At 62.6% G+C, this 26,308-nt stretch carries 21 protein-coding genes; 7 read left to right on the top strand and 14 right to left on the bottom strand.

The annotated features are described in order from the left end of the window. Positions 1-129 precede the first annotated feature (129 nt). Complete coding sequence (locus DFP86_RS18500) at positions 130-801, bottom strand: S4 domain-containing protein (RefSeq protein WP_133684069.1); 672 nt, start codon at positions 799-801, stop codon at positions 130-132. A gap of 169 nt (positions 802-970) precedes the next feature. Between DFP86_RS18500 and DFP86_RS18495 the strand changes: the two genes are divergently transcribed. From DFP86_RS18495 to DFP86_RS18485, 3 genes are all read left to right on the top strand, one after another. Next, entirely contained in the window at positions 971-1,315 is a 345-nt protein-coding gene (locus DFP86_RS18495; RefSeq protein ID WP_133684067.1) for a PadR family transcriptional regulator, read from the top strand. Further along, positions 1,305-2,129 (top strand): DUF1700 domain-containing protein, encoded by an 825-nt coding sequence (locus tag DFP86_RS18490; protein WP_166642333.1) that lies wholly within the window; start codon positions 1,305-1,307, stop codon positions 2,127-2,129. Before DFP86_RS18495 ends, DFP86_RS18490 begins: the two co-directional genes overlap by 11 nt. 156 nt (positions 2,130-2,285) lie before the next feature. Then, positions 2,286-3,521, top strand: a complete 1,236-nt coding sequence (locus DFP86_RS18485) for a cytosine permease (RefSeq protein WP_133684063.1) — start codon at positions 2,286-2,288, stop codon at positions 3,519-3,521. Between the two features lie 54 nt (positions 3,522-3,575). Here the strand turns inward: DFP86_RS18485 and DFP86_RS18480 are convergent, their stop codons facing one another. Beyond that, positions 3,576-4,433: a LysR family transcriptional regulator gene (locus DFP86_RS18480; RefSeq protein ID WP_133684061.1), complete on the bottom strand. Its 858-nt coding sequence runs from the start codon at positions 4,431-4,433 to the stop codon at positions 3,576-3,578. Between the two features lie 95 nt (positions 4,434-4,528). On the opposite strand from DFP86_RS18480, the gene DFP86_RS18475 reads away from it, so the two are divergent. Then, positions 4,529-4,954, top strand: a complete 426-nt coding sequence (locus DFP86_RS18475) for a PACE efflux transporter (protein WP_133684059.1) — start codon at positions 4,529-4,531, stop codon at positions 4,952-4,954. Between the two features lie 11 nt (positions 4,955-4,965). On the opposite strand, the gene DFP86_RS18470 is transcribed toward DFP86_RS18475, so the two are convergent. Both DFP86_RS18470 and adh read right to left on the bottom strand, forming a co-directional pair. Next, positions 4,966-6,354, bottom strand: coding sequence for a hypothetical protein (locus DFP86_RS18470; protein ID WP_133684056.1), 1,389 nt, complete (start codon positions 6,352-6,354; stop codon positions 4,966-4,968). A gap of 182 nt (positions 6,355-6,536) precedes the next feature. Continuing rightward, positions 6,537-8,042: an aldehyde dehydrogenase gene (gene adh, locus DFP86_RS18465; protein ID WP_133684054.1), complete on the bottom strand. Its 1,506-nt coding sequence runs from the start codon at positions 8,040-8,042 to the stop codon at positions 6,537-6,539. A gap of 277 nt (positions 8,043-8,319) precedes the next feature. Here adh and DFP86_RS18460 point away from each other — a divergent pair, with 277 nt between their 5' ends. Continuing rightward, the gene (locus DFP86_RS18460) at positions 8,320-10,215 is read left to right on the top strand and encodes a sigma-54-dependent Fis family transcriptional regulator (protein WP_133684052.1); all 1,896 of its coding nucleotides are present in this window, start codon (positions 8,320-8,322) and stop codon (positions 10,213-10,215) included. A 144-nt stretch (positions 10,216-10,359) separates the two neighbouring features. After that, a complete protein-coding gene (locus DFP86_RS18455) occupies positions 10,360-10,878 on the top strand; it encodes a hypothetical protein (protein WP_208108399.1) in 519 nt (172 codons plus the stop codon). A gap of 39 nt (positions 10,879-10,917) precedes the next feature. Here the strand turns inward: DFP86_RS18455 and cysC are convergent, their stop codons facing one another. The 7 genes from cysC to DFP86_RS18420 form a co-directional block, all read right to left on the bottom strand. Continuing rightward, positions 10,918-11,538 (bottom strand): adenylyl-sulfate kinase, encoded by a 621-nt coding sequence (gene cysC / locus DFP86_RS18450; protein WP_133684047.1) that lies wholly within the window; start codon positions 11,536-11,538, stop codon positions 10,918-10,920. Continuing rightward, positions 11,535-12,371, bottom strand: coding sequence for an alpha/beta hydrolase (locus DFP86_RS18445; RefSeq protein WP_208108398.1), 837 nt, complete (start codon positions 12,369-12,371; stop codon positions 11,535-11,537). The genes cysC and DFP86_RS18445 overlap by 4 nt, the downstream gene beginning before the upstream one ends. Then, a complete protein-coding gene (locus DFP86_RS18440) occupies positions 12,368-17,446 on the bottom strand; it encodes a sulfotransferase (RefSeq protein WP_133684045.1) in 5,079 nt (1,692 codons plus the stop codon). Before DFP86_RS18440 ends, DFP86_RS18445 begins: the two co-directional genes overlap by 4 nt. A gap of 85 nt (positions 17,447-17,531) precedes the next feature. After that, positions 17,532-21,089, bottom strand: a complete 3,558-nt coding sequence (locus DFP86_RS18435; RefSeq protein ID WP_133684077.1) for an autotransporter domain-containing protein — start codon at positions 21,087-21,089, stop codon at positions 17,532-17,534. Positions 21,090-21,309: 220 nt separating this feature from the next. Continuing rightward, positions 21,310-21,864 (bottom strand): NADPH-dependent FMN reductase, encoded by a 555-nt coding sequence (locus DFP86_RS18430; RefSeq protein ID WP_133684043.1) that lies wholly within the window; start codon positions 21,862-21,864, stop codon positions 21,310-21,312. Positions 21,865-22,094: 230 nt separating this feature from the next. Then, a complete protein-coding gene (locus tag DFP86_RS18425; RefSeq protein ID WP_133684041.1) occupies positions 22,095-22,493 on the bottom strand; it encodes a VOC family protein in 399 nt (132 codons plus the stop codon). 73 nt (positions 22,494-22,566) lie between these two features. Beyond that, positions 22,567-22,968, bottom strand: coding sequence for a 4-oxalocrotonate tautomerase (locus DFP86_RS18420; protein WP_133684039.1), 402 nt, complete (start codon positions 22,966-22,968; stop codon positions 22,567-22,569). A gap of 100 nt (positions 22,969-23,068) precedes the next feature. Between DFP86_RS18420 and DFP86_RS18415 the strand changes: the two genes are divergently transcribed. Next, positions 23,069-23,692 carry a TetR/AcrR family transcriptional regulator gene (locus DFP86_RS18415; protein ID WP_208108397.1) on the top strand — a complete coding sequence of 208 codons (624 nt, stop codon included), beginning with the start codon at positions 23,069-23,071 and terminating at the stop codon, positions 23,690-23,692. A 60-nt stretch (positions 23,693-23,752) separates the two neighbouring features. Here the strand turns inward: DFP86_RS18415 and DFP86_RS18410 are convergent, their stop codons facing one another. The 3 genes from DFP86_RS18410 to smpB all read right to left on the bottom strand — a co-directional run bounded on the left by DFP86_RS18410 (position 23,753) and on the right by smpB (position 26,235). Then, on the bottom strand, positions 23,753-24,010 hold the full coding sequence (locus tag DFP86_RS18410; protein ID WP_133684037.1) for a hypothetical protein: 258 nt from the start codon (positions 24,008-24,010) through the stop codon (positions 23,753-23,755). 141 nt (positions 24,011-24,151) lie between these two features. Continuing rightward, complete coding sequence (guaA, locus tag DFP86_RS18405) at positions 24,152-25,723, bottom strand: glutamine-hydrolyzing GMP synthase (RefSeq protein WP_133684035.1); 1,572 nt, start codon at positions 25,721-25,723, stop codon at positions 24,152-24,154. A gap of 65 nt (positions 25,724-25,788) precedes the next feature. Further along, positions 25,789-26,235 (bottom strand): SsrA-binding protein SmpB, encoded by a 447-nt coding sequence (smpB, locus tag DFP86_RS18400; RefSeq protein ID WP_133684033.1) that lies wholly within the window; start codon positions 26,233-26,235, stop codon positions 25,789-25,791. Between the last annotated feature and the right edge of the window lie 73 nt (positions 26,236-26,308).

The raw sequence follows: 26,308 nt of genomic DNA, 5'->3' as shown, positions 1-26,308 counted from the left end.
GGCGCAAAATCTACGTCACAGGCATTAGGCCTAAGGAGCGGTACGGCATCCAGCCTCCCCCTTCTCAACTTCACTTCCCACAATACAAGGAGCGGGTCAGGTATGGGGTGCGCCGGGGGGACAGGCGGCTTAGAACCGCTCCCAGCCTTGCAGGTAGCGCCATTGCCCATCCGGCAGCTTACCCAGGGCGAGTCGGCCGATACGGATGCAACGGATCGAACGCGCGGGCGCACCCAGCTCGGCGCAGAGCGCGGCAATCTGGCCAGGGGCCGGCTGCGTCATGACCAGCCTCAGTTGGCGGTCGCTCTGGCGGCTGAGTTTGCCGACTGTGGCTTGTTTCAACGCTTCGAGCGCAGGTGCCGCGTCGACTGCGATCAAAAACTCCATCTCGCATTCGGCCAGTTTCTTCAGCAGCCGGCGATCCTGGGTCAGCGCCAGCAGGCCGCCGCAGGTGTCGTCGGTGGCGCCGAAGGCATGCAGCTGGCGTAGGTGGCGCGGCAGGAAGACCTGCTCGTCGTGGTCGTCCTGCCAGCGGGTGTCGACGTTGAGCAGGGTACGCCACTGTCCGCCATCGCCTGGTTTCCGGTGGTAGAGCAGGGTGACCGGTACGTCCGCCAGCGGCGTGGCCGGCCGGGTCAATTCGATGTGCTGATGCGGCTCGACGCGGCTACCGAGCACGCGCACGACCTCGCCATCGACCTTGACCAGGCCTTGCTCGATATATTCGTCCGCTTCGCGCCGCGAGCACAGCCCAAGTTCGACCATCCGCTTGGCCAGGCGCACGCCTGTCGATTGTTCCATTGAGCCATATCCTTGTCGTGAAGGTGGGCGATTATCCGCCTCCAGTTGCACGACGTATAGTTGAATATAAAAAGCTACCTTGCAATGCAAGGTACTTGAATCTATAGTGGGCACATGACGTATCCGTCATGGCAAAGCAGTTTCTCGTATGGCGAGACAGTGAGGATGTATGAAGACACAACTACGCAAGGGCACGCTGGAGATGTGCGTGCTGGCGCTACTGTCCCGGCAGGACAGCTATGTGTACGAAATCGTCGGACGGCTGGCGCAAAGCATGGAGATCGGCGAAGGCACGATCTATCCGCTGATGCGCCGTCTGCAAGCCGACGAGTGGGTGAGCACCTATCTGACCGAGTCGAACAGCGGGCCGGCGCGCAAGTATTACACCTTGACCGCTTCGGGCCGAAGCACGCTGGCGAGCATGCGCGGCGAATGGGACAGTTTCGTGGCGGAAATCAACGATGTGCTGGCGCAAAGCGGCGCACAAACTGGAGAAAACGAGCATGAAGCGTGATGAATTTCTCGAGCGGTTGGCACACGCGCTGGCGGGGCTGCCGCAATCGGAACGCGAAGAGATCCTGGCCGACTATCGGGCATACTTCGACGACGCCCTGGCCGACGGTCGCGATGAGGAGGCGGTTTGCCGGGCGCTGGGCGAACCCACGCGTTTGGCGCGCGAGTTGTGTGCCGAGCGCAAGCTCAAGCAGTGGGAGGCGCATAAGACGCCCGGTAATCTCGGGCAGGTGCTGTCGGCGTTGGCGGGCTTAAGCGTGCTCAACCTGCTGCTGGCATTCCCCTATCTGGTGGTGATGACGGTGTTGACCAGCCTGTGGCTGGGCGCTTTGATGCTGCTGTTGGCCGGCGTGCTGTGCACCGGCGCGTGGCTTAGCCATACGCTGACCGGTTGGCCGGCATTCAATCACATGATGTTCAATGACAGCATGACCGGGCCGATGATGATCGCCGGCAATACCAATATCACCATTGACGGCGACGGCGAAAACCGCGGTCATGTGTCGATTCGTACCGATGCCAGCACGGGGTCGGTGCAGATCGCCGTGCGCGACGACAACGGTAGTTTCGTGCTGCAGAACGCCTCCGACGGCTCGATCGCCCGGATGATGTCGAGCGATGCGCACGGCCGTGTCGTGTTGGGGCACATGCGGCCTGAGACGCCGTTCGGCATCCTGGTGGTCGGCCTGGTGCTGATGCTGATCGGCGGCCTGGGCAGTTTCTTCGGTTGGAAGGTGATCGTGGCGGTTTGGCGCGGCACCGGACAATGGTTGCGTTGGCAGTGGCGCTTGCTGCATGGAGAAAGCCGTCCATAATCAGCGGGATAGCTTGGCGTCGCGCGCCGGACACGGTTAAAGTCAAGATATTTTGAAGTAAAGATATTATTCGTTTATGATTCGATTTACTTCATATAAACATTATCTGATTTTGACAGTGTCCGCGCCGCGCGCGGCCAACCGGGTACCGCTCTCATGACTCAATCCTCCCCCGCTACCGTGCCGGGTTATCGTATCGCGCTGATTATTCTCGGTATTGCCATGTCGCCGGTGTTGTTGGCGGCTTCCACCCTCGGCAGTCATCTGGTGATGGGCGATGCGCTACGCGCCATCCTCAGCGGTTCGCTGGTGCTGTGCACCATCGGCTGCCTGACGGGGTGGGTCGGTGTCAGCGCGCGCATGAACACTTATCAGATCGTGCGTTTCGCCTTCGGTACCCAAGGTAGCAAAGCGATCAACGCGCTGTTCGCGCTGGCGCTGTTCGGCTGGACCTGCGTAACGGCCAATAGCTGTGGCCACGCACTGCAGGAGTTGTTGGCGATGTTCGGTTGGCAGGTGCCGATGTTGCCGCTGGTGCTGTTCGGCGGGGTGTTGTTCATCGGCGCGACGGCATTCGGTTTCGAGGTGCTGGACAATATCGCGCTGGTGGCGATTCCGGTGTTGATCCTGCTGCTGTCGTGGAATCTGCAGCGTTTCTTCAATGTGGCGCCGTTCTCCGGACGTAGCCACGTCGATACCATGAGCATGGGCGTGGCGACGTCTTCGGTGGTGGGCACCTTCATGATTCTGGCGACCACCATGCCGGACTTCGCCTCCATGGTGCACAACCGTCGCCATGCCCTGATCGGCGCGATTTTGGCGCTAGGCGTCGCGTATCCGGCGCTGTTCGTCGCCGGTGCCGTGCCGTGCGCGCTCAGCGGCAAGGTGACGTTGGCCGCCGCCATGGCACTGGCCGGCGCCGCGATGCCGGCGGTACTGATGCTGCTGATCGCCACGATCACCGGCAATGCCGGCAATCTGTTCCAGGCGACGCTGGTCACCTCGACCTTCGTCAAACTGCTGTCGCGGCCGAAGATCACCTTGCTGCTCGGTGTGCTGGCTTGCCTGATCGGCAGCCTGGACATCTTGTCGTGGTTCATTCCCTTCCTGGTATTCCTCGGCATCGCCGTGCCGCCGATCGCCGGTATCTATTTGACCGACTACGCGCTCTCGCGCCGCGGCGGTTACGACGAGGCCGTCCTGGCGCATCAGCCGGCCGTGCCGGTCGGTACCTTCGTGATCTGGGGCGTGGCCACGCTGATCGGCTTCCTGGCTTCGCGCCAATTGCTGACGTTGACGGCGATTCCCTCGCTGGATGCCCTGCTCACGGCGGCGGCGCTGTATGCGCTTAAAAGCAAAGTGGGGGTGCATCGGCGCGCCATGGCGCATTAAGCCGATACGGTGAGGGATGACAGGCCCCGGCCATTTGGCCGGGGCCTGCTCGTTTCAGGGGCCCGTCATCCGCGTCTGGAGCCAGACACCGGCCGGCCCCGGCGGCCGGTCGCGCGACCAGACCACGTCGACGGTCACTAGGCGCGGCCAACCGGCCAGGGGCAAGCGTTGCAGGCTCTCCGCGCCATAGCGCTCGACCAGCCAGCAGGGCAGCTCTGCCCAACCGAAGCCGCCTTGCGCCATTTCCATCAACATCAGATAGCTCGGCGCCGACCAGCTGTGTCCGCGCGGCCGTTGCGGCGTTTGCTGCTGTACCGTGGTCAGTCGTAGCGCGCGATAGTCGTCCAACTGTGCCAGCTCGACATGCGAACGTTGCGCCAGCGGGTGCCGGCGCGAGACGTAGACGTCCATGGCGCTGGGCTCGGCCGCCGGTGCGTACGCCAGTCCCGGCGGGTAGTCCGGCTGGCGTTCGACGAAGCCTAACTGGGCGCGGCCGCTCTCGATCAATGCCAGCAGGTCGGCGCACTCGGCGATCAGACACTCCAGCTCGATCTCCGGGTAGCGCGCGTCGAACTCGGCCTGCAAGGCTTCCAGCCGATCCGGTTGGTAAGTGTCGGATAAAGCGATGCTCAAGCGCGGTTCATAACCGCTCGCCAGTCCAGCGGCGGCGCGCAGCAGTCGATCCTGCGCCGTCAGCACCTGTTCCGCATTGGCCAGCAGGTGCTGGCCGGCGCCGGTCAGCACGGGCAGACGCGCATGGCGATCGAACAGCGCCACGCCCAGATCGATTTCCAGGTTGGCGATGCTGGCGCTGACGGTGGATTGGCTTTTGTGCAGGCGGCGTGCCGCTTCGGAGAAGGAACCGTGAACCGCCGCTTCGACAAAAATGCGTAGCGCTTCGATGGAAGGCATGATCTATCGCTTTTATCGATGGTATCTAATTTCATCATATCGGTTTTTGTCGCGAGAATGGGGGCATTCGAACGGGGTTGGCAAGGAGTTTGTCCATGATGGCGCACAAATCGACGCTGGAACGCAGCCTGCAGGCAATCGGTTTCGAAATGTTGGCGCTGGTGCTGGTCACGCCGCTGTTTGCCTGGCTGATGGGCACATCGCTGACCAGCATGGGGGGGCTGGCGCTGGCCAACTGCCTGGTGGCGCTGGCCTGGAACGTATTGTTCAACGCCGGATTCGATCGGGTGCTGTCGGCGTTGGGGTGGGAGAAGACCGCGCGCGTCAGGGTCGGGCACGCGGTCCTGTTCGAGGGGGGATTGGTGCTGGTCTGCATCCCGCTTGCCATGGCTTGGCTCTCGCTCGACCTGTGGGCCGCGCTGAAGCTGGACGTGGGGCTCAACTTGTTTTTCCTGCCCTATACCTACCTCTACCACTGGCTGTACGACGTTTGCCGGCAGCGGCTGGCCGGGCAGGCCTGATCGCCCGCCGCTTACGCCTGGGCGCAATACATCCTGGGTTGTGCGCCGCTTTGCTGCGGGAACGGGATATCGATACTGAACCGCTCGTTTTCCAGCCGTAAGCGGCCATCGCGCGAGGGCGACAGTTCCTCGGGCGTCAGCGCGATCGCATAAAACCGGTCGCTGCCGGGTGCGCAGTCGAAGGCGGCGCCGATCTGCGCCACGGTGGCGGACTTGATCCGGGCTCGGCCTCCGCTCAGCGCGAGGGTGGCGTCGAATCGATGGATCAACGTCCTGGGCCCATGGCTCAAGCTGAAAAACCCGGCTGACTGATAACTGCCGCGCAAGGCCGAGTCCGGGAGCAGCAAGATTCGACTATCGCTCGCTTGCCAAGTCTGGACGAATGGAGAAATCGCCAGACCGATCCAACCCAGCCGGCGTTGCACGACTTGGCGAATCCGCTCGTTCAGCGCCTGATCCGCGTCATTGACGATGGGTGGCTCGCCCTGTAACAACAGGTCCAGCGGCGTCGCTCCCGCGGCAACGCGCTGCCACCAGGAAACGCCGCGCCGATCCAGCAGGGCGCTGGCAAGCGCCCCCAGCGTATAGCTTTCTTCGTCCACGGAGATGCCCACTCGGTATTCCAGATCGTGATCGGCTTGCTTCAGCAGGATCCGCCGCCATTGCGCCGAGTAACGCGGGGCCCGGTTGGCGAGCAAGACGGCTAGCCTATCCACATACATGGCCACGCCTTCCATGCGGTCGGTGTCGGCGATGTTGCGCGCCTCTTCCGGATATTCCGCCTGCCAGCGCTTGAGCCAGTAACTCGCCTGGCCCAACGCCTGGGGCTTGCCGTCGATGGCATCGCGTAACCGTAACAGCAACTGGCCGCGGTATTGCCTGGGCGTCGTTTCGATGGGAAAGGGCGTGGCGCGCGATGTCTCCGCCTGTTCGTGCCAGTTATTCTGGCCGTAGAAGTGCAGGGCTTCGTGGGTGGCGAGCGAAAATAGGTCTTCCCAGGTATGACATGGCTCACGGGTCGGGCAGCGGTTTTTTGCGTCGGCGAGATCGCCGGCCATACCGAGATACACCGTGGGTTTCCCCTGCCACTCAAGCGGAGCGTACGTTCCGCCGTCAGGAGGGAGATCCAGGGCGCGCACCGCTTTGGCATCGATGGCCCGGTGGCCGTGCGCATCGATCAGCCAGGCGCGCCGGCCATCGCTGGCCAGTATCTGCGCCGAGCGATAAAAAGCCATATCCAGCTTTTCATCCGCCAGCGCCGGCCATGCCGCCGCGGTCGCCTTGGCGATTTGCTCGATCGTCCAGTCGGTTCGCACGCGGGGGGTATCGACGGCGGCTTGCGCCGTCAAGGGGGACAAGGCCGCGATCAGGCCAGCATAGGCCAAGAGATGTCTGGGCATATCCGTTCTCCTCTGCACATTCAAAGGTGGTGGATTGCGCGCCGCGTAGCGTGGCGCCGCGCGAGACAACATATAAGCGGTTTTCCCGCTTGTCACGGCATGGCGGTATTCGCCCCGCAGGGGGAAAAAATAAAACCCCGGCCAATGGGCCGGGGCAAGAGGGGGTGCGAGGGTGAATCGATTTAGAAGAAGCCCAGCTTGTCTTCCGAATAGCTGACCAGCAGGTTCTTGGTCTGTTGATAATGTTCCAGCATCATTTTGTGGGTTTCGCGACCGATGCCGGACTGTTTGTAGCCGCCGAAGGCTGCGTGCGCCGGGTAGGCGTGGTAGCAGTTGGTCCAGACACGGCCGGCCTCGATGTGGCGCCCCATGTGGAAGGCGGTGTTGATGTTGCGCGTCCATACGCCGGAACCCAGGCCGTATAGCGTGTCGTTGGCGATATGCAGCGCTTCCTCCATGTCCTTGAAGGTGGTGACCGAAACCACCGGCCCGAAGATCTCTTCTTGGAAGATCCGCATCTTGTTATTGCCGTGGAACACGGTCGGCTGGATGTAGTAGCCGTCCTCCAGCCCGCCGCCAAGGTGGGCGCGGCTGCCGCCGGCCAGCAGTTGCGCGCCTTCGTCGCGGCCGATCTGCAAGTAGCCCTCGATCTTGTCCATTTGTTCCCGCGAGGCCTGGGCGCCGATCATGGTCGACGGGTCGAGCGGGTTGCCCTGCTTGATGGCGGCCACGCGCTTCAAGGCGCGATCCATGAAGCGGTCGTAGATCGATTCGGCGATCAGTGCGCGGCTGGGGCAGGTGCAGACCTCGCCCTGGTTGAGCGCGAACATGACGAAGCCCTCGATGGCCTTATCGAAGAAGGCATCGTCGCGTTCGGCGACGTCGGCAAAGAAAATATTGGGCGATTTTCCGCCCAGCTCCAGCGTAACCGGAATCAGGTTTTGGCTGGCGTATTGCATGATCAGGCGGCCGGTGCCGGTTTCGCCGGTAAAGGCGATCTTGGCGATGCGCTTGGAGCTGGCCAGCGGCTTGCCGGCTTCCAGGCCGAAGCCGTTGACGATATTGAGCACACCCGGCGGCAGCAGATCGCCGATGAGTTCAGCCAGCACCAGGATCGACAGCGGCGTCTGTTCGGCCGGTTTGAGTACCACGCAATTGCCGGCCGCCAGTGCCGGCGCCACCTTCCAGGCCGCCATCAGAATCGGGAAGTTCCACGGGATGATCTGGCCCACCACGCCCAGCGGTTCGTGGAAATGATAGGACATGGTGTGTTGATCGATTTCGCCCAGCGTGCCTTCCTGGGCGCGGATGCAGGCGGCGAAGTAGCGGAAATGGTCGATGGCGAGCGGAATGTCGGCGGCGCGGGTTTCGCGGATCGGTTTGCCGTTATCCCAGGTTTCCACCTCGGCCAGGCGGGCCAGGTTGGCCTCCATGCGGTCGGCGATCTGGTTGAGGATGATGGCGCGCTCGGTCACCGGGGTGTGGCCCCATTTGAAGCGCGCGGCATGCGCGGCATCCAGCGCCAGTTCGACATCTTGTTCGTCCGAGCGTGCCACTTCGCACAAGACCTTGCCGGTGACCGGCGTCAGGTTCTCGAAGTAGCGGCCGTTGACCGGCGGCACCCACTTGCCGCCGATGAAGTTGTTGTAGCGGGACTTGATATCGATGCCGGGTTGCAACTGTGTCATGCCATTCTCCTTTGTGTCGCTTGTTGTCTTCGGTCCCGTCGGGACGTGCGCTTACTACTGCACAAGCCGTGCCAGAAATTTTCGTTCTTGCGGCGCAGCATGCGACGAAGCGCGTCATTTAAGCATTTACTCTAATTGTTTTTGCATAGCAGCACACCTGCCAAGCCTGACAGGGCTTGCGGCCACGACAACAGCATGCATACTCAAGCAAACAAACGGCCGATGACTGTGCCGACGTGCGACAACTGTCGCGCGACAATGACACATGGGAGGAATCATGAGCCTGACCCCGTCTTTGCCGTTGGCCGAGGCGCGCAAGCGCTTCTTCGATGGCGACGCGTTGCCGGAGGGGTGCGTGCCGGCGTCGATCCTGCATTCGTGGCGTCGCTGCCTGGGGCTCGGCCTGCCGCTCATCGGCCGCGGCGGCGAGCGGCTGACGGCCACGGCGCTCGCCGAGCGACGCGAGGCCAATGCCGACTGGCTGCATTTGGCGCGTCCGCAGATCGACACCTTGTTCGAAAGCGTGGTGGATGAGGGCCTGGTGGTGATCGTGGCCGACCGGCAAGGTGTGATTCTGGACGAGATAGGGCACCCGGCGTTTCTCGATAAGGCCGAGCGTGTGGCGTTGACGCCGGGCATGGATTGGAGCGAGACGCAACGCGGCACCAATGCCATCGGCACCGCGCTGTTGGCCGACCAGCCGACCCGGGTACGTGGCGGCGAGCACTATCTGGAGCGTAATCGGCTGCTGTCCTGCCACGCGAGTCCGATACGCGATCCGTTCGGCCAGGTCATTGGCGTGCTGGACGTGTCCGGCCCGCCACGCAAGCTCGGCGCGCCGCAAGCGGCCGGGGTGGAGGCGGCGGCACGGCTGATCGAACAGCGGCTGTTCGCGCAGGCTGCCGGCCATGCCCGCACATTGCTGTTTCATAGCGATCCGGCGCAATTGGCCACGCCGCGTGCCGCAAGGCTGGCATTCGACGAAGCCGAACGGCTATTGGCCGCCGACCGGCTGGCGTTGGCGACCTTGCGTTTGGGCTGGGATGCGCTGGGCAGGGTGACCTTCGGCGAGCTGTTCGGGGAGACGTTGGCGCACTGGCAGGCGCGTGCCGACGTGCATCGTGCGTTATTGGCGCACGGCGAGCGGCTGTTTTCAGCCCGCCTGCTGTCGCCTAGGCCGCCATCGCCTTCGCCTTCGCGCCCGGCAACCATAGCACCGCCGGTGCGTTTAACCCAGGTGGAGCCTTCGCCGCTTGACGCCGGCGGCTTGCCGTCCGAGTTGTTGACGACCGCCGGCAAACTGCTGCAAGCGGATATCCCGGTGCTGATTTTAGGTGAAACCGGTACCGGCAAGGATCAGTTCGCCCGGGCCTTGCACGCCAGAAGCAGCCGTCGCGGCGCGCCGTTCGTGGCGGTCAACTGCGCCGCCATTCCCGAAGGGCTGATCGAGGCCGAATTGTTCGGCTATGAGGAAGGCGCCTTTACCGGTGCGCGCCGCCAGGGCAGCCGCGGCCGCTTGCGCGAGGCGCATGGCGGCGTGTTGTTTCTCGACGAAATCGGCGATATGCCGCACGCCATGCAGGCCCGTCTGCTACGCGTGCTGCAAGACCGGGTGGTGATGCCGTTGGGCGGCGGCAGCGCCCACCCGATCGATATCCGCTTGGTGTGCGCCACCCACCGCGATCTGCGCGCCATGGTGCAGGCCGGGGCTTTTCGCGCCGACCTGTATTACCGACTGTGCCATTTCCCGCTGTGTCTGCCGCCGCTGCGCGAGCGTGGCGATGTGGCGCGGGTGGCGCAGCGGATCTTGGACGAGGCCGGCGCGGCAACGCGCGGCATCACCTTGTCGCCCGAGCTCGCGTCGGCGATCCGGCGCTACCGCTGGCCTGGCAATTTACGCGAGTTGGCCAACCTGCTGCAGACATTGCTGGCCTTGGTCGATGATGGCAGCGTGCTGACGCTTGCGCATTTGCCGGTCACCTTGCGTGAAGAGATGTCGGCGGCGCGCGCCGAAACGCCGCAAGCCGGTGCCGTGGCCAGCTTGCTGGCGCAGTTTGGCGGGAATGCCAGTGCCGCCGCGCGGGCTCTGGGTATCAGCCGCAGTACGCTGTATCGCAAATTGCGCCAGGGGGCGGAAACAGGCGATCCGTCCTCGACGCGACGGCCCCGCTGAACGGCGCTCAGGCAGGTCTGAATCCGCGATGCGATGTTGGCTGGGTATATATGAATATTATGTTATGATATAAAGATATTATTGATATAGGCATATGGCATAAATATATTCAAGACTCCTTGTTCGTATCTTGAAGGAGTCGATATGTCGATGAAAGCGTTGTTCAGATTGCTATGTGCCGCCGCAATCTCCATGCTGCTATCCCCTATGGCCCAGGCCGCCGGCGATGTGCATCGAGGTGTTGTGACCCTGCCGTTGCGCACCATCACCGCGCTTAACGAAACCGGCGCCCCGGACCCCGCCATGAATGCGGCCTGCCAGAAGGAGTTTCAGCCACTGCTCGGCAAGAAGGTCAGGACCGAGTATGTGATCAACACCAAAACGTTGATGATGAGCGCCAAGTCGTACTTCGAAGGCCATAGCTATCCGTTGTCCGCCCTGGGTATCGCCGGCGTCTACGCTTTCGCGAAGTATTTCAATCCGCCGCCGGCCTACCTGCCGTTGTATAGCGTGCAGTTCATGATTTCGACGCAGTTCACCCAGGCGCGTAGCCGCTTGGCGCTGCATCTGGCGCAGGATCCGAAGACGATGTGTCTGGTGAGCAGCATGGGGATGATGATGCCGCTCGATGCTTCCGTGCCGCTGCAAGCACCGGCCAAGTAATTCCCACGCAATGGCATAGGGGCGGCCTAGTGGCCGTTTCTATGCCCCGGGTCGATTCGCTTTCTGCCGTTCCAGCGGAATCGCCCGGCGGACATAGGCAATCAGCTTATCCAGGCTTTGCGCAATCGATTCATCCGAGGTGTCGATTGTGAGCTCGCAGCTTTCGGGCTGCTCGTATGGCGCATCGATGCCGGTGAAATCCGGCAGTTCACCCATTCTCGCCTTTCGGTACAACCCTTTCGGATCCCTCGATTCGCACACCGCCAAGTCGGTGGCGATATGCACCTCGTGAAATGTCTGACGGCAAGCGCCGCGGGCGCGCTCCCGGTCGGCGCGGTAGGGGGAGATGAAGGCGGTGATGCAGACGAGGCCGGCGTCGGCGAACAGTGCCGCGACCTCGCCGACCCGTCGGATGTTCTCGCTACGATCCTCGGGGCTGAAGCCCAGATTGGCATTGAGGCCATGGCGGAGATTGTCGCCATCGAGAACGTAGCAGGAATAGCCGTTACGCGTCAGTTCCTGCTCCAGAGCCATGGATAGCGTCGATTTGCCGGAGGCGGAGAGGCCGGTGAGCCAGACGACTGCGCCGGCATGGCCGTAATGGCGCAGCCGGTCTTCGGCGCCGAGCCGGTGGGTGACGTAGGTAAGATGCTGGGTCATGGGCGGTCGAAATCCAAACGCGGCCAAAGGCTGCTCCACTGTGCCGCCCAGCAGCAGCGATGGTCGAATAGCGGTTCGATGATCACGGTCGGGCGGCGACCGGGCGGAAAACGAGCGACAAAGGCGGTGACGAGATCCGGTGGGACGATCGTATCCTGCGCGCCGACAAAATGCCATTGCCTCACGCGCTGCAATGCGGCGACCTCGTCGACCGGATTGAGCGATCCCTCCAGAGGCTGGACGCGATGCTGAGCCGTCCAGGCCGAATGATCCAGGTTGCCTGCCACGGTCACCAGGCGATCGACATCGTTGCGCCGCGCCGCCACCAGCGCCGCAATCGCTCCGCCGCCGGAATAGCCCACCAAGGTGAGGTCGGTGGCGCCGGCTTCCTGCTTCAGCACGCCGATGGCTCGATCGGTGGCTGCGACGACCTCCTCGGAGAATCGCCGGTCAGTCCAATAGGCCACTGCGCAGTGTGTCGCTTCGGCATCGATGAACTGGCACGGGCGGGCCAGGTAGGCGACATTGCCGTTCGGTTGGGCGAGCGCCAGCTTGAGTGCGATCGGATCGAGCGGCGTGGGGTCGATGGCGGGCTGGGACGGGCTGGCCCAGGCGAAGCCATCGCCTTCGATGTAAATGGTGAGCCTAACATTGTTCGGCATCGGCGCCGGGCGCCAGGCCGCGAGCCGGAAGCGGCCTGCATCGATGTATCGGATTTCCCAGTTCTTGGCCCGAGCCAGTTGATCGGCCGCCGCCCGCCGCTCGGTCGGCGTCGGCATCGTCGAACAGGCGGCCAAGACCGCTGCAGCCAGGAGCAACGGAATCCGTGTCATCGCGGCGCCAACTCGCCGAGTGCGTCGAGCAATGGACCCAGGTGGCTTTGGTAATGGCGCCAGCGTTCGATCGAGCTCGAATAGATCGGCTGGCGAACCTGGGCGATGCTTGCCGTACGGACGGTGCGCTTCGTCGTGTGAAATGCCAGGCAGGCATCGTCCCATGGCAGGCCGATGAATTCGACCAGCCGTCGTGCCTGTCCTGCCATATCGGCCACGATGTCTTCGTATTGGACTTCGAGGAAACTATCCGATGGCAAGACCGCTCGCCAATGGTTCATGAGGCGAGCGTAATCGACATAGTGGCGCCCCAGTTCGGTCAGATCGTAGGTGGCGTCCTGGTATCGGTTGAACAGCCTCGTGAAGCAGGAGACGCAGGTATCGATCGGGTTGCGCCGCACATGGATGATTTTGGCGCGGGGCAACATGAGTGGAATCAGCCCAAGCGCCAGATAGTTGATCGGCATCTTGTCGGTGATGCGTTTTGCTTTCTGTGCGCGCCGACGCACGCCGGCCACATAGTCGCGTCCCCAAGCACTCAGCGTTTGGCTATCGAGGTCGATCAGATTTTCCGGGAAAGTCCGCCATTCCCCGCCCGCGCCTTGGCGCTGGCAGAGATCCATCAGGTCAGGCAATTCGCCGGCCCCATGCACGGCCGGGTGGCTGGCGAGAATCTGCTCGGTGAGCGTCGTGCCCGAGCGCGGCATGCCGAGAATGAAGACCGGCACGTCGGATGGATCGCCGGCGTGCCCGTGGCGTTCGATGAAGCGCTGATCGACCACATCGATGATGCGTTGGGTGCGGGCTGCCGCCAGCCCTGCGTCGTAGTCGAGTTGGGCGCGTTTCAGACGGGCGCCCGCCAGGAAGTGGGGGAAGGCGCGATCCCACTCCTCGAGATCGTCGTAGGCTTTGCCGAGCGCGTAGTGCAGGGAGATCAGGTGCTTGGTGTCGGATTCGCCGGCCAAGCGGGCTTCCAAGGCGGCGACATTTTCATCCCGGGAAGCCACTTTTCTAGCCTGAACCAGGTGGAACCGGGCATCGAGTTGATCGGGGTCGAGCGCAAGCGCCTCGCGCAAGATCGCCTCGGCCTCTTCGGTTCGGCCTAGCGCCATAGACAGATACCCCAGGCCGGTCAAGGCACCTGTGGCTTCCCGGTCGATGTCGAGCGCGCGGCGGTATGCCGCCTCGGCCTCGTCGGGCGCATCGCGTTCGACACAGACGGTGCCCAACAGCGTCCAGGCATCCTGCTTGTCGGGGGCGACGGCAATGGCCTCTTGGAGCAAATCGAAGGCGGCGGTCAGCTCACCTTGTTCATGGCGCACCGTGGCGAGCCCGATCAGTGCCTCGGGGTAATCCGGGCGAAGCTGCAGCGAACGTCGCAGGAGGGCCGCGGCGTCCCCTGGCCGATCCTGTTTGAATCGGGCCAGACCTAGATTGCACAGGGCTTCCGGATAGGCGGGCTGTAACTGCAACGCTCGTTCCAGCGGCGCGACCGCGTCATTGTATTGCTCGTTTTCCACCAGCGCCGCCCCCAGATTGGACAGCGCTTCCAGATAGTCGGGAGCGCTCGCCAGCGCTTTGCGGTACCAGTCGATGGCCGCGCGTTTGTCTTTGCGCGCCCGGGCGATGCTGCCCAGGTTGTTGAGCGACTGGACGAGCCTTGGCGCTAGGGCCAAGGCTGTTTGATGGCAGCGTTCGGCCCGCGCATAGTCGCCGGCGTCGTAATAGGCGATACCCAGGTTCGAGACCGCCGAAGCCATCGAGGGGTCGAGCGCGACCGCCCGTTCGCCATGGCGGATGGCCTCGTCAAGCCGGCCGGCTTGACGGCGCATTTCAGCCAGGTTGCTGTGGAATAGGGCGACATTCGGTTCGATCTCCATCGCCTGTCCGATGAGGCCGATCCCTTGTTCGCTGTTTCCCGCCTGGTAGGCGACCACGCCCAGCAGATGGAGGGCATGGGCATGACGCGGCTGGATCTGCAGTATTTGCCGCAAGACTTGCTCCGCTTCCATCAGGCGTCCGGCGCTCTGATGTTGTCCGGCCACGTGTAGAGCGGTCTCCGCCGTCATGCTGGCGGGTGGCGCAGCGCTGGACGGCACGCGTTGCCGGTTCGCCTTGGACGAAGAAGCGCGCTTCCCCGATTTTCGTGATCGGATGGGGCGGGATGATGCTAACTGGGCCAGTGCATCGGCCGCGTCGGCCAATGGCGTTGCCCAGTCGCCGAACTCGCTCTGCCGGAAGATGCGCAGGCTCGGATACCAGGGGCTGTGCGCGCGATGGTGCAGCCAGCGCCACTCGTTGTCGAAGCGGTCGAGCATCCATATCGGTCGGCCCAGCGCCCCGGCCAGATGTACCATGGCCGAGTCGATGGAAATGATCAGATCCAGGTTTCCGACCAGCGCGGCCGTGTCGGCGAAGTCCGTCAGCTCGTCGGTCCAGTCCAGCCAGTCGATGGCCTGCGGGATGTCCGGGCGCATGGCTTGCGGCGCCCACTTTTGCAGGCTGACCCAGGTGACGCGCTTGTTGTCGAAGAGGGGCGCGAGTTGTTCCAAACGCAGGCTGCGCCGCTGGTCGCACTGGTGGCCCTGGCGTCCGGCCCAGGCGATGCCGACGCGGAACCGTCCGGGCGCGGCTTGTTCCAGGCGTTCCCGCCAGTATGCCAAGGCCTTCTCCGGAATCCGTAAATAGGGTGTGTCCGCGGGGATGCTGTCGAGCCGGGTTCCGAATGCCCGCGGCAGCGACATCAGCGGGCACTGCAGATCCCAGGACTGCCAGGCATCCGGTGTCGCCGGCAGCCGTGTCAGCGTGATCAGCTCTTCGCCGAAGCTCCATTCCATCAAACGTTGGGTCGGCAGCGAGCAGGCGAAACCGAGTTTGGCGAAACGCCGGGCGGCTAGCGGCAGGTAGCGCGCCATCTGGAGGGTATCGCCAAAACCCTGCTCGGTGATCACGAGGAGCCGCAGCCCAGCGGTATCGGCTTCGCCGTTCCATTGCGGCAAAGGGCAAACGTGGGCTGCCAACTTGCCGGAATTCGCCTCGGCGGAGCCCGACCAGCGCGCCTCGTAGTTGTCCCAGCCCGAGGTGAAATCGCCGAGCTTCAACTGCGCCATGCCCAAATTGAGGCGGGCCATGGCCATTTCCGGCGCCAGCGTCACCGCGCGCGAGAAGTCCGTCAGCGCCTCATCCATCCGGTCGAGATCCTGCAACAGGAAACCCCGGCTATTCAGGGCCGCCGCGAAATCCGGCTTGATCGCCAGCGCTCGGTCGTAGCAGGCGAGTGCCTCGGCGAAACGGTTCTGGCGATAGAGGGCGATGCCGGTGGCGTGAACTTCTTCCGCGGTGGCGGGCGGTACTTCGCAGGCCGAGATTTCGGCTCCGTCTGCGGGACGGTGGTCGCGGACGATATCGAGCAGGGGTTGCAGGTGACGGGCGAAGTGCTTCCAGCGCGCGACCGAGCTCTGGTAGATGGGTTTGCGAACCTGGGCCACGCTGGCCGTTTTGACCAGGCGCTTGTTCTCATGGAACTTCAGGCAATTCTCGTCCCAGGGCAAGCCGATGAACGCCAGGACGCGGCGTGCCTGTCCTTCGGTATCCGCCACCATGTCTTCGTAAGGGAGGTCGAGAATGGTGCCCGGAGGCAAAACCCGGTGCCAATGCTTCATCAAGGTGATGTAGCGCAGGTAATAGCGCCCCAGTGTCCCCTGATCGTAGGCGAACTCCATGGTTTCGTTGAAGAGACGGGAGTAGCACGAGAAGCACGAGTCCATGGGGTCGCGCATGGCGTGAATGATCTTTGCCTGCGGCAGCGCCAGGTGGATGAGTCCCAGGTAGAAGAAATTGGCCGGCATCTTGTCGGTGATGTAAGCGCTTTCCGGCGAAAGCGCCCATACCCGCCGAAGGTAGTCGTCGCCGATGCGCTTCATTTCGGCTTCGGACAGCAACCGAACCCCCTCGGTAAACGAACGGTCGCCACCTGCGCCGGTTGCGGCGCCCACGCTCTCGCTCAGTTCGGTCAGCTCCCCGGCGCCGTGAACCGAAGCGTGGCTCGACAGGATCTGCTCCAGCAGGGAGGTGCCGGAGCGCGGCATGCCGACGATGAAGATGGGGGTGCGACTGGCATCGACGGCGCCTTGCCAGTGACGCCGTTCGGCGAAAAAGTCGGCGTCGAATACCGTCATGATCGCCCGCATCAGCCGATCGGCCCGGGACTCGTCCATCGGTAGCCCGGCGTGCTGGATGCGATTGCCTTCCTCGTAGGCCGCAAAGGCCCGGTCGTATTCCCCGATATCGTCCAGCGCCTTGCCCAGGGCGAAGCCATAGCGGATGCGGGCATGCTCGCTGAGTTGATTCCGCCGCGCATAGAGCTGTTCCAGCAAGGCCAGATGCGGGTCGTCGGGCGTATAGCTTTTCAAGGAAGAAAGGTTGTAATGCGCCTCGACGAAGTCCGGCCGGGCGGCGATGGCGGCGATGAAATGCGCGCGGGCCTCTTCCAACCTTCCCGCTTCGAAGCAGAGCGCGCCGGCGTTGTTCTGTGCTTCGGCGTGGCCGGGGTCGATGGCGATGGCCTGCTCGTAGGCCGCCAGCGCAGCAGTCTTGTCGCCTTTTTTCTCCAGGGTACTGCCGAGGTTGTTCCAGGAAAGGTTGTGCCGTTGGTCGATTTTTAGCGCTTTGCGGTACGAGACGATGGCATGCGGATAATCGCCGGCATCGGTGTAGGCCAGTCCAAGGTTGTAATGGGCGTCCAGGTCGCCCGGGGCCAGCCGTACCGCCCGGCGCCCGGCACGGATCGCACGGTCGAATTGTCCCTGGCGGCGATACAACTCGCCGATATTGCGCAGGTAGATCGCCACCTTGCCGTCGATGGCAATGGCGGCCTCGAGGCAGCGCACGGCCAGCGGCAGGTTGGCGGCCTGGAACGCGAGTAGCCCCAGGGCATGCCAGGCCGAGTGATGGTTGGGCGACTGCTGGAGCAGGCGGCGGTAGATGGCCTCGGCCTGTGCCAGGTCTCCCCGCTGCTCATAGGCTTGGGCCAAGGCCATGTCGTTTTCAGGACGTGTGGCAAGTGTCATGGACATTCAGGTGGCATCCTGTCGCTTGCGACGATAATACCTATAAGACTGCCAGATTTCCGGCTTGCAAAAAACTCCCGCGTATCGCCGATCAGAACGCCCAACGGACACGGGCCGAGACCGTTTGGTTGAGGTAGCCGGAGGTGCGGCCCTCGACGTCGTAGCGCAAGGAGTATTCCCATCCCTTGCGGTCTTCCTTGATCAAACCGAAACCGGCGCGGTATACCCATGGAGAGACCGACAAGCCATTGGTGACGAAGGCGGGCCCGCCGCCGGTAAAGGTCGAGGCGGTCTGCGCCTGCTTGTTGATGAAGTCGTAGCCGACGCTGATGTTGCCCACCAGTTTCAGCGCTGTCGACAGCTGGTGGGTTCCCTTCATGTCGCCGGTCAGCAGGAATTCGCGGTAGGTATTGCTCTGCACCTGCAGATTCATCGGGCCGGCGCCGCTTTCGCTATACCCATCCGTCTCCATCTGTGTGTAGTCCAGGCGGATCGATGGGGTGACAGTGGTTTGCGGGGAGAGGGTCAGCGTCCGCCCGATGCCGAGGCTACCGTGCCAGGCCAGGCTGTCAATGTCGGCCGAGGCGGTGGTGCCCATAAAATCGATCTGCCGGCGACTGGTCGCCTTGTTCTGACCGACGTCCAGCTGGGCATTGATATCGGTCGCTTGATCGAGGTTGTAGCTGGCGTATCCCGCCAATTCGTAAGTATCGACATCGGCATGGTTTTGCGCGGTGCCGGAATTGCCGGTGATGGTACTTCGCGCGTAAGTGAACGCGCCGCCCGCCCGTAGGCGGTCGGTCACCGGCGCATCGGCCCCGATGACCAGACCCCCGGTATTCGATTTGAAGCCGGGGACACCATTGCGGTCATCCTGGTCGCCGTGGTTGCCGAAGGCTCGCACCCACAGATATTTGTCCGGCACCGCGTCGCCCGAGGATAGGCCGTGGTTCGACTCGATCCTGGACTGGATGATCTTGTTCATGCTATGCAGCGCGCTCATGCCTGCCTGCGGCATGGCGCCCTGCAGCGCCGGCAGCATCTGGGAGACGGCATTGGACACCTGGGACGAGGTCATGGTGCTCAGGCGATCGAACACAGGTTGCATGCCCGTGGGGATGCCGGTGTTCAGCATGGTCTGCAGCGCCCCTGCCGCCCCGCCGCCCGCCGAATTGTTGTTGCTATCGACCGCCCCCGAGAAGGCGGTTGGATTCACGGCGGCGACCAGATCCACCTCCTTGGCGTTGCGTGTCGTGGACGCTGTAAAGTTATAAAGGGCGCTGTTGTCGGTGACGGTAATGTTGGCCGGCGTCGCCGTCAGTGTCCCTCCCGCCACCAGTACCCCTTGTACCGTGGTGCCGCTGGTGATCGCGGGGGATCCCGCGATGTTCACGTCGATGGTGGTACCGCTGGCCAGTGTCGCGTTGCCGGTGACGTGCAGTTTGCCGTAGTTGCTCGTGGGATCGACCAGGCCGATGCGATAGGCGCCGCCCGCGGCCTGGCTATAGGCGCCGGTGATGGTTTGGGACGTGGTGCCGACGTTAAGCACGCCGCTGTTGTTGAAGTGGCCGCCGCCGACGGTCACGCCGTTGGCGATGTTGAACAGGCCGCCGCTGGCGATGTTGAAGGTGTTGACGTTGAACGTGCCTTCGCTGGTGAATGTGCCGTTGACATTGACCGTACCGCTGGCCCCGGTGACATTGCCGATCACGCGGGCGCTCGTCCCATTCAGATTCAGGCTGTTGATGCCGATATTGGCGTCGCCCTGCAGCATGCCGCTGTTGGCGACGACAAAGCCGCTGACGGTGTTGTTCAGATCCAGGGATCTGGTCGTACCGGAGATCAGGCCGGCATTACTGATGCCGTCGGACAGGTGACTGCCGGTTTCGACATAAATGCCATTGGTGCCGCTGATGGTTCCGCCCGACAGGTTGGTGATGCCGCCGGATGTCAAGGTGGCCGTTCCGCTGAGGCGTATGCCGTCGCCGGACGTCGTATGGATGAACCCGCTGTTGGTGATGCCGCCGGTGAGCGTGGTGGTGTCGACCTCGAGCGCGTAGTAGTTGGCGCCCAGAATCGTACCATCGTTGCTGATGCCGCCAGTGATGGTGGATTGATAGATATCCAGCCCCGCACCCGCGGCGGAGGAAATCAGCCCGCTGTTATGGATGCCGCCATTGATGGTTCCCGCTTGTATCGACAGGCCGGACCCGCCGCCGGTGGCGATGATCTGTCCTTGGCGTTGATTGAAGATGCCGTCGTTGATCGACCCGCCCGTCAGCAGTTGAATCGCCGCGGTGGCGGACTGAATCGTGCCGGCATTGGTCAGGCCGCCACTGATCGTGGCATTTCCCTGAACCGTCACCCCGGCCTGGCCGCCGTTGACTGTACCGGTATTCGTGACGCCGCCGGCTATCGTTCCATGGCTGATGACGGCAATGCCATACGCACCGCCAGTCAGGGAGCCGCTATTGGTGACGCCGTCGGCAATGGCACTGTGGTTGACCACGCCGATCCCGACCGTCGTCCCCGAGATTAAACCGCTGTTGGCGATCCCCCCGGCAATGCTGCTGGCCGTGCTTCCCCCCACGGTCCCGGGGACATTGCCCACGCCAATACCCGCCGCTGCGCCGGTGACGGTGCCATGGTTGACGATGCCGCCGCTGATGGTGCTGTTTCTGTCGGCTTCGATGCCGGAGAACGTTCCGCCGCCCATGAGCGTGCCGTCGTTGACGATGCCGCCGGAAATACTGCTACCTACGGAGGCGTAGATGCTGTATTTCACCCCTGTAATGTTGCCGCCGGACAGGTTGTGGATGCCGCCGACCACCGTCGATGCCGTCAGGAGGACGCCGGAGCTGCTGCTGCTGGAGATGGTGCCGGCGTTCGTGATGCCGCCCGATACCGTGTCGTGGCTTCTGAGGAAGATGCCCGCCTGTACGCCGGCAATCGAACCGGAATTGGTAATGCCGCCTGCGATGCTCGAATAGGAACGCACCCTGATGCCCGTCGCGCCCGACAGATGCCCGGTATTCGCGACCCCTCCCGTGACCGTGCTGTGATTCTCGACATCGACCGCCGCGACGGTCGTCGACGTAATGGTACCGGTATTGAGGATATTCCCGACAACCGTCGAGGTGCGAAGGTTGATGCCATCGTGTTGGCCTTGAATCAGCCCGCTATTGACGATATCCCCGCTCACGGCCGAATGGAATTGCAGATAGATGCCATCGATCCCGGTGCCGACGATGGTGCCGCTGTTGGTAATACCGCCGCTTAGCGAGCCGCCGGAGCTGGTGATGCCGTAGGAAGCGCCGTTGATCGAACCGGCGTTGTTGATCGCGCCGAAAGACAAACCGTCCAAGCCGTCGGTACCGCCGGTGATCGATCCGCTGCCCGAGACGGTGACGCTGGCACCGTTGCTGACGGTGCACGGGCCGGTCACGGCGGAACTGATCGTCGTGTTGCTGCTGATGGGGCTACACACGGCCAAGGCATCGGATGCCCCGAGCGCGAGCAGCGCGGCGGTCACCGCCTGGAGGGCGGCTTTGTGCGTGTGCGAAGGTTTACCGCGTGTGGCGGCGTTTTCGTGAGTAACGACAAAGGACTGGCGTGCCTCGTTCCATACGGTACGATGGATGCGATTCATTCATTTCCCCCAGTGCTGGCACACGAAATGCTGGCATCTCATCCAGCAGTCCACAGCGTCGGAATAAACTCATTTATTTGGAATGCTTCATCATCGTAGTTGCCGACCGACTGGCATGGCCGCTGTACTTTAGGAGGGTTGAAATTCCAGGAATCCATTTTTGAACGCTGGCAAGCAGAAGGGCACCCGGGGCATTGCCTGCCTGGCTTTCAGCACTGCTTCATTGCAATGGGAAATTGGGGCCGGAGGCCGCCGGGCGACTCAGGGCCTTCACTAAGGCCGCCAGCGCGTTGCGAATGGTTTGGCTGATCTCGGGGGTGGCGAGCATGTCCTCTTCGGTCGTGCAGGCACCCAGTAAGGGTAGGGTGATCGAAGCTTCGGGGATAATGCGGGTCGACATGGTCAGCAAGACTTCCCGTAGCGCCTGATAGCCATGTTGCGCGCGCGGCGAGGTGTTGATCAGCGCGATGGGTTTGCCGACCGTGCCTTCGAAACTGACCAGCCAATCCAACGCATTCTTCATGACGCCGGAAATCCCGTGCGCGTACTCCGGGCTGGCAATGATCATGGCGTCCGCCTGTGCCACCGCGCGACGAAAATCCAAGACGGCCCTGGCAGGGGATGTTTCCAAGTCGGGATTGAATAGCGGCAGGTCGTTTAATCCCGTAAACACCTCGACCTGCAACGGTGGCGAGGCGAGGCGCGCCGCCGCGCGGCAGAAGGCCGAGTTGATCGAGGCCGCGCGTAGGCTGCCGGAGAGCGCAAGAATATTCATGGATGCTTGCGGCACGCGCACGCGAAATGCTGAAATCCCATCCTGCAGTCCGCTGCGTCGGAACCAACTTATTTGTTCGAAACTTTTATTATCGTAGTTTTCGAGAGTTGGCTATGACTCTGTACTTTTGTGCGGTTGAAAAACCAGAAATTGATATCGTTAATGGTATAACCTTGTGTCGGTCGAAGTACGAAAAAGCCCGCAAATGATTGCGGGCTTGAAGGGGCTGGCTACGGTAGGCGGCAGTTCAGCATCCACTGAACGCCGAACCGGTCGGTCAGTTTCCCGTAGTAATCGCCCCACGGCTGCATCCCGAGCGCAGTCGTCACCACGCCCCCCGATCCCAGCGCGCCAAACAGCCGATCCGTCGATTGCCTGTCGTCCATGGCCAGATGGTGCGCGGATCCTCTCATCGGTTCGGCGTCGTCGTTGTCGGAGGCGTAGAAGGCTACCCCGACTCCTTCAAACTTTGCGTGCCTGACTTTGCCGCGCATGGCCTCGTGCTTGAGGGGGATTTCGTCTGCGCCGTACCGTCGCATTTCGACAATTCTGCCGAGTCCGCATGCCTCATAGAAGCGCAGTGCTTCTTCGCAGGTATCGGTAAAAAACAAGTAGTTCGAAAGCTGCATCGAGTGCTCCAGATAAAAGGCAAGAAGGGGCGATCAGCCTCTCCTTGCCACTACTCGACTACGTGCCCGGCACTTAGCCGGTGAGCTGTGCGTTAGTCAACGCCACGCCGCCAATTCCCCAAGCGCCGTCCACCGCGTGAACCACGTTGACCCAGATGCGTTCCCTGGGCTGCTTTTCGCCCGACATCGAATGAATGATGTCGGTAGCCTCTTCGATGTATCCCAATTGAATCTCGCGGCTATTGAATGCGAAAGCCGGAACTTTCCACTCGATGAATACAACAGGCGCCTCCTTCGAGCCGGAGAACGTATGCTCCTTTGGCAAGACGTTGATCGAACCGACGATATTCGGCGTGATCGCCGAGTTTCCAGTCAACCCGTGCCATTTGATCATGGCATCCGAGAGACGGGCGAAGGCGATGCTTTCTTGCCCCTTGGGGAGAACGCCTTCGGTGAGCGTGAGCGTGAGTGGCATGAGATTCCTCCAGCCAGGTGGTTGAGGGGGATTGGCGGTCTTGCCCGCCGAGGATATTTAACATAACGATCGTGATGTCATATTAGATAACGATCGTTACTTGATCAAGTACAATGCGGATATGCCGACTTACCTGGAGGTTTCCATGTCACGAGCTGAACAGAAGGCGCACACGCGTCAGCGCATTCTCGAGGGATCGGGGCGTGCGTTTCGCAAAGGCGGATATGCCGGAACGGGCGTCGATGCGCTGGCCAAAGAGGCGGGCGTCACGTCCGGCGCCTTCTATGTCCACTTCGACTCCAAGGGCGAGGCCTTCCGCGAGTCGCTAAAACAAGGTATGGCCGATCTGCGCGAGGGCATCCTCTACTTCCAGGCACAACATGGGCACGCGTGGTGGCCGGAATTCATCAGGTTCTATCTCAGCGTCAAGCGGACCTGCGACCTGTCGGAAGGCTGCACGCTGCAGACGATGCCGATTGAAGTGTCTCGCTCCGATCTGGCGTCGCGAACGGCTTTCGAAATCGCGTTGCGCGAAGTGGCACAAGCTGTCGTCGACGGCCCTGCCTCTCCGCATGCGCCGCGGGGCGTTGACGCCGCTTGCGCGGCCTTGGCTTCATTGGTGGGGGCTGTCACGCTTGCGCGAGCAGTGGAAAGCGCGGCCTTCGCCGATCAGATCGCCGGCGCAACCGAGTTGGCGTTGCTGGGGCCGCTTCGGTCGGAGTAAGCCTCGGCGCTTCGACGGCAACGGGTCGGAGGGCTTCGCCCTCCGCCTCCTGGAAGGCCGTCAGTCGGCCGTCAGTACCAAGCACCCCGCCAAACTACGCGCCTGTGCGGCCTTGGGCAGAAACATCCACGACATATTGCTATCGAGCGGTTCGAGCGCCCAAAACAACCGGCTATCGACGATCAAACGGCACTCGTCGGAATTTGCGCGACTGCGACGCGGTGAGCTCAACACGGAAATCAGCGAAAACAACTGCTGCTGGCGGGAATCCTGGTTTGATGAAAATACAGGGGCTACTTTAACATGATCGGCAACCATACTAGCTCCTTGTCAGTTGGTGTGGCCAGCGGGTTCGGCGGTGTTACGAGCACCTCGAACCTGCGCCTCTACTCGCGGCAAAAGCCGCTCCTACAGGCGACCCACGTAAAAAAGGCCGACTTGAGGTCGGCCTTTCGTGGTTTATTCCCACTCGATCGTCGCCGGCGGCTTGCCCGACACGTCGTAGACCACGCGGTTGATGCCGCGCACTTCGTTGATGATGCGGTTCGACGCGCGGCCCAAGAGCGAGTAGGGCAGTTCGGCCCAGTGCGCGGTCATGAAGTCGCTGGTGACCACGGCGCGCAAGGCCACGACGTAGTCGTAGGTGCGGCCGTCGCCCATGACGCCGACCGATTTCACCGGCAGGAAGACGGCAAAGGCTTGGCTGGTCTTGTCGTACCAGGACAGGCCGTCTTCGTCGACGGTGTTGCGCAACTCTTCGATGAAGATGGCGTCGGCGCGGCGGAGCAAATTGGCGTATTCGGCTTTGACTTCGCCCAGGATGCGCACGCCCAGGCCCGGGCCCGGGAACGGGTGGCGGTAGACCATGTCGTGCGGCAGGCCGAGCGCCACGCCCAGTTCGCGCACTTCATCCTTGAACAGTTCGCGCAGCGGCTCGAGCAGTTTGAGGTTGAGGGTTTCCGGCAGGCCGCCCACGTTGTGGTGGCTCTTGATGGTGTGCGCCTTCTTGGTCTTGGCGCCGGCCGATTCGATCACGTCCGGGTAGATGGTGCCTTGCGCCAGCCAACGGGCGTTGCCGAGCTTCTTGGCTTCTTGCTGGAATACTTCGACGAATTCGGCGCCGATGATCTTGCGCTTTTTCTCCGGATCGGTTTCGCCCGCCAGCTTGCCCATGAAGTCTGCCGCGGCGTCGACATGCACGACCTTGACGCCGAGATTTTTGGCGAACATGTCCATGACCATTTGGCCTTCGTTCAGGCGCAGCAGGCCGTGATCGACGAAGACGCAGGTCAGTTGATCGCCGATGGCGCGGTGGATCAGCGCGGCGGCCACCGAGGAGTCGACGCCGCCGGACAGACCGAGGATGACCTCTTCGTTGCCGACCTGGGCGCGGATCTTGGCCACGGCTTCGTCGATGTAGTTGGGCATGGTCCAGGAGGGAGCGGCCTGGCAGATGTCGAGCACGAAGCGGTGCAGCATGGCGCTGCCGTGCTTGGTGTGAGTGACTTCCGGATGGAACTGTACGGCGTAGAAGCCGCGGTGTTCGTCGGCCATGGCGGCCACCGGGCAGGCGCGGTTGCTGCCGATGACGTTAAAGCCGGCCGGGAGTGCCGTGACCTTGTCGCCGTGGCTCATCCAGACCTCTTGCACATGCTCGCCGTTGGGGAGGGTTTTGCTCGGCAGGCCGTCGAACAGCCGGCTCGCGACGGTGGTGACTTCGGCGTAGCCGAATTCGCGCGTGTGGCCGGACTCGACCTTGCCGCCCAGGCTTTGCGCCATCCATTGCATGCCGTAGCAGATCCCCAAAACAGGGACGCCGAGCTGGAACAACTCGGCGTCGGCCTGGTAATCGCTTTCATAAACCGAGTTGGGGCCGCCGGACAGGATGATACCCTTGGGGGCGAAGGCTCGGATCTCGTCGATCGGCATGTCGAACGGGTGCAGTTCGCAGTAGACATGCGCTTCGCGCACGCGGCGCGCGATCAGTTGGGAGACCTGGGAGCCGAAGTCCAGAATGAGGATTTTGTCCATGCTGTTCCTTGATAGTGGCCCGCCGCAATTTCCGTTGCGTGCGGCGGGTGTTTCCGAATGCTTGATTAACCTTTATCGCGCATCAGGCGCTGTTTCTCGCGCGCCCATTCGCGGTCTTTTTCCGCGGCGCGTTTGTCGTGTAGTTTCTTGCCCTTGGCCAGGCCGATCTCGGCCTTGATGCGACCGCGGGTGTAGTGCAGATCCAGTGCCACCAGGGTGTAGCCGGCGCGCTCGACCTTGCCGATCAGTTTGTTGATCTCGGCTTGATTGAGCAGCAGCTTGCGGCTTCTGATCGGGTCGGGATGAATGTGGGTCGATGCCGACTGCAGCGGCGAGATGTGCGCGCCGATCAGCCAGAAGGCGCCGCGTTGCCAGACCACGTAGCTCTCTTTGATCTGCGCGCGTCCGGCGCGGATGGCTTTGACTTCCCAGCCCTCGAGCACGAGCCCGGCCTCGTGTTTCTCTTCGATGAAATACTCGTGAAAGGCTTTGCGGTTGTCGATGATGCTCATTGTTCGATGGCATGGCTGCTAATGGTGAATCCGCTATTTTAGCAGACTCCGGGGCTTCGCTGAATCCCTCGAA

The organism is Paludibacterium purpuratum (assembly GCF_004363805.1).
Taxonomy (GTDB): Bacteria; Pseudomonadota; Gammaproteobacteria; order Burkholderiales; family Chromobacteriaceae; genus Paludibacterium; species Paludibacterium purpuratum.
The sequence above is the reverse complement of the archived record's forward strand: the minus strand, read 5'-3'. Positions and strand labels throughout refer to the sequence as shown.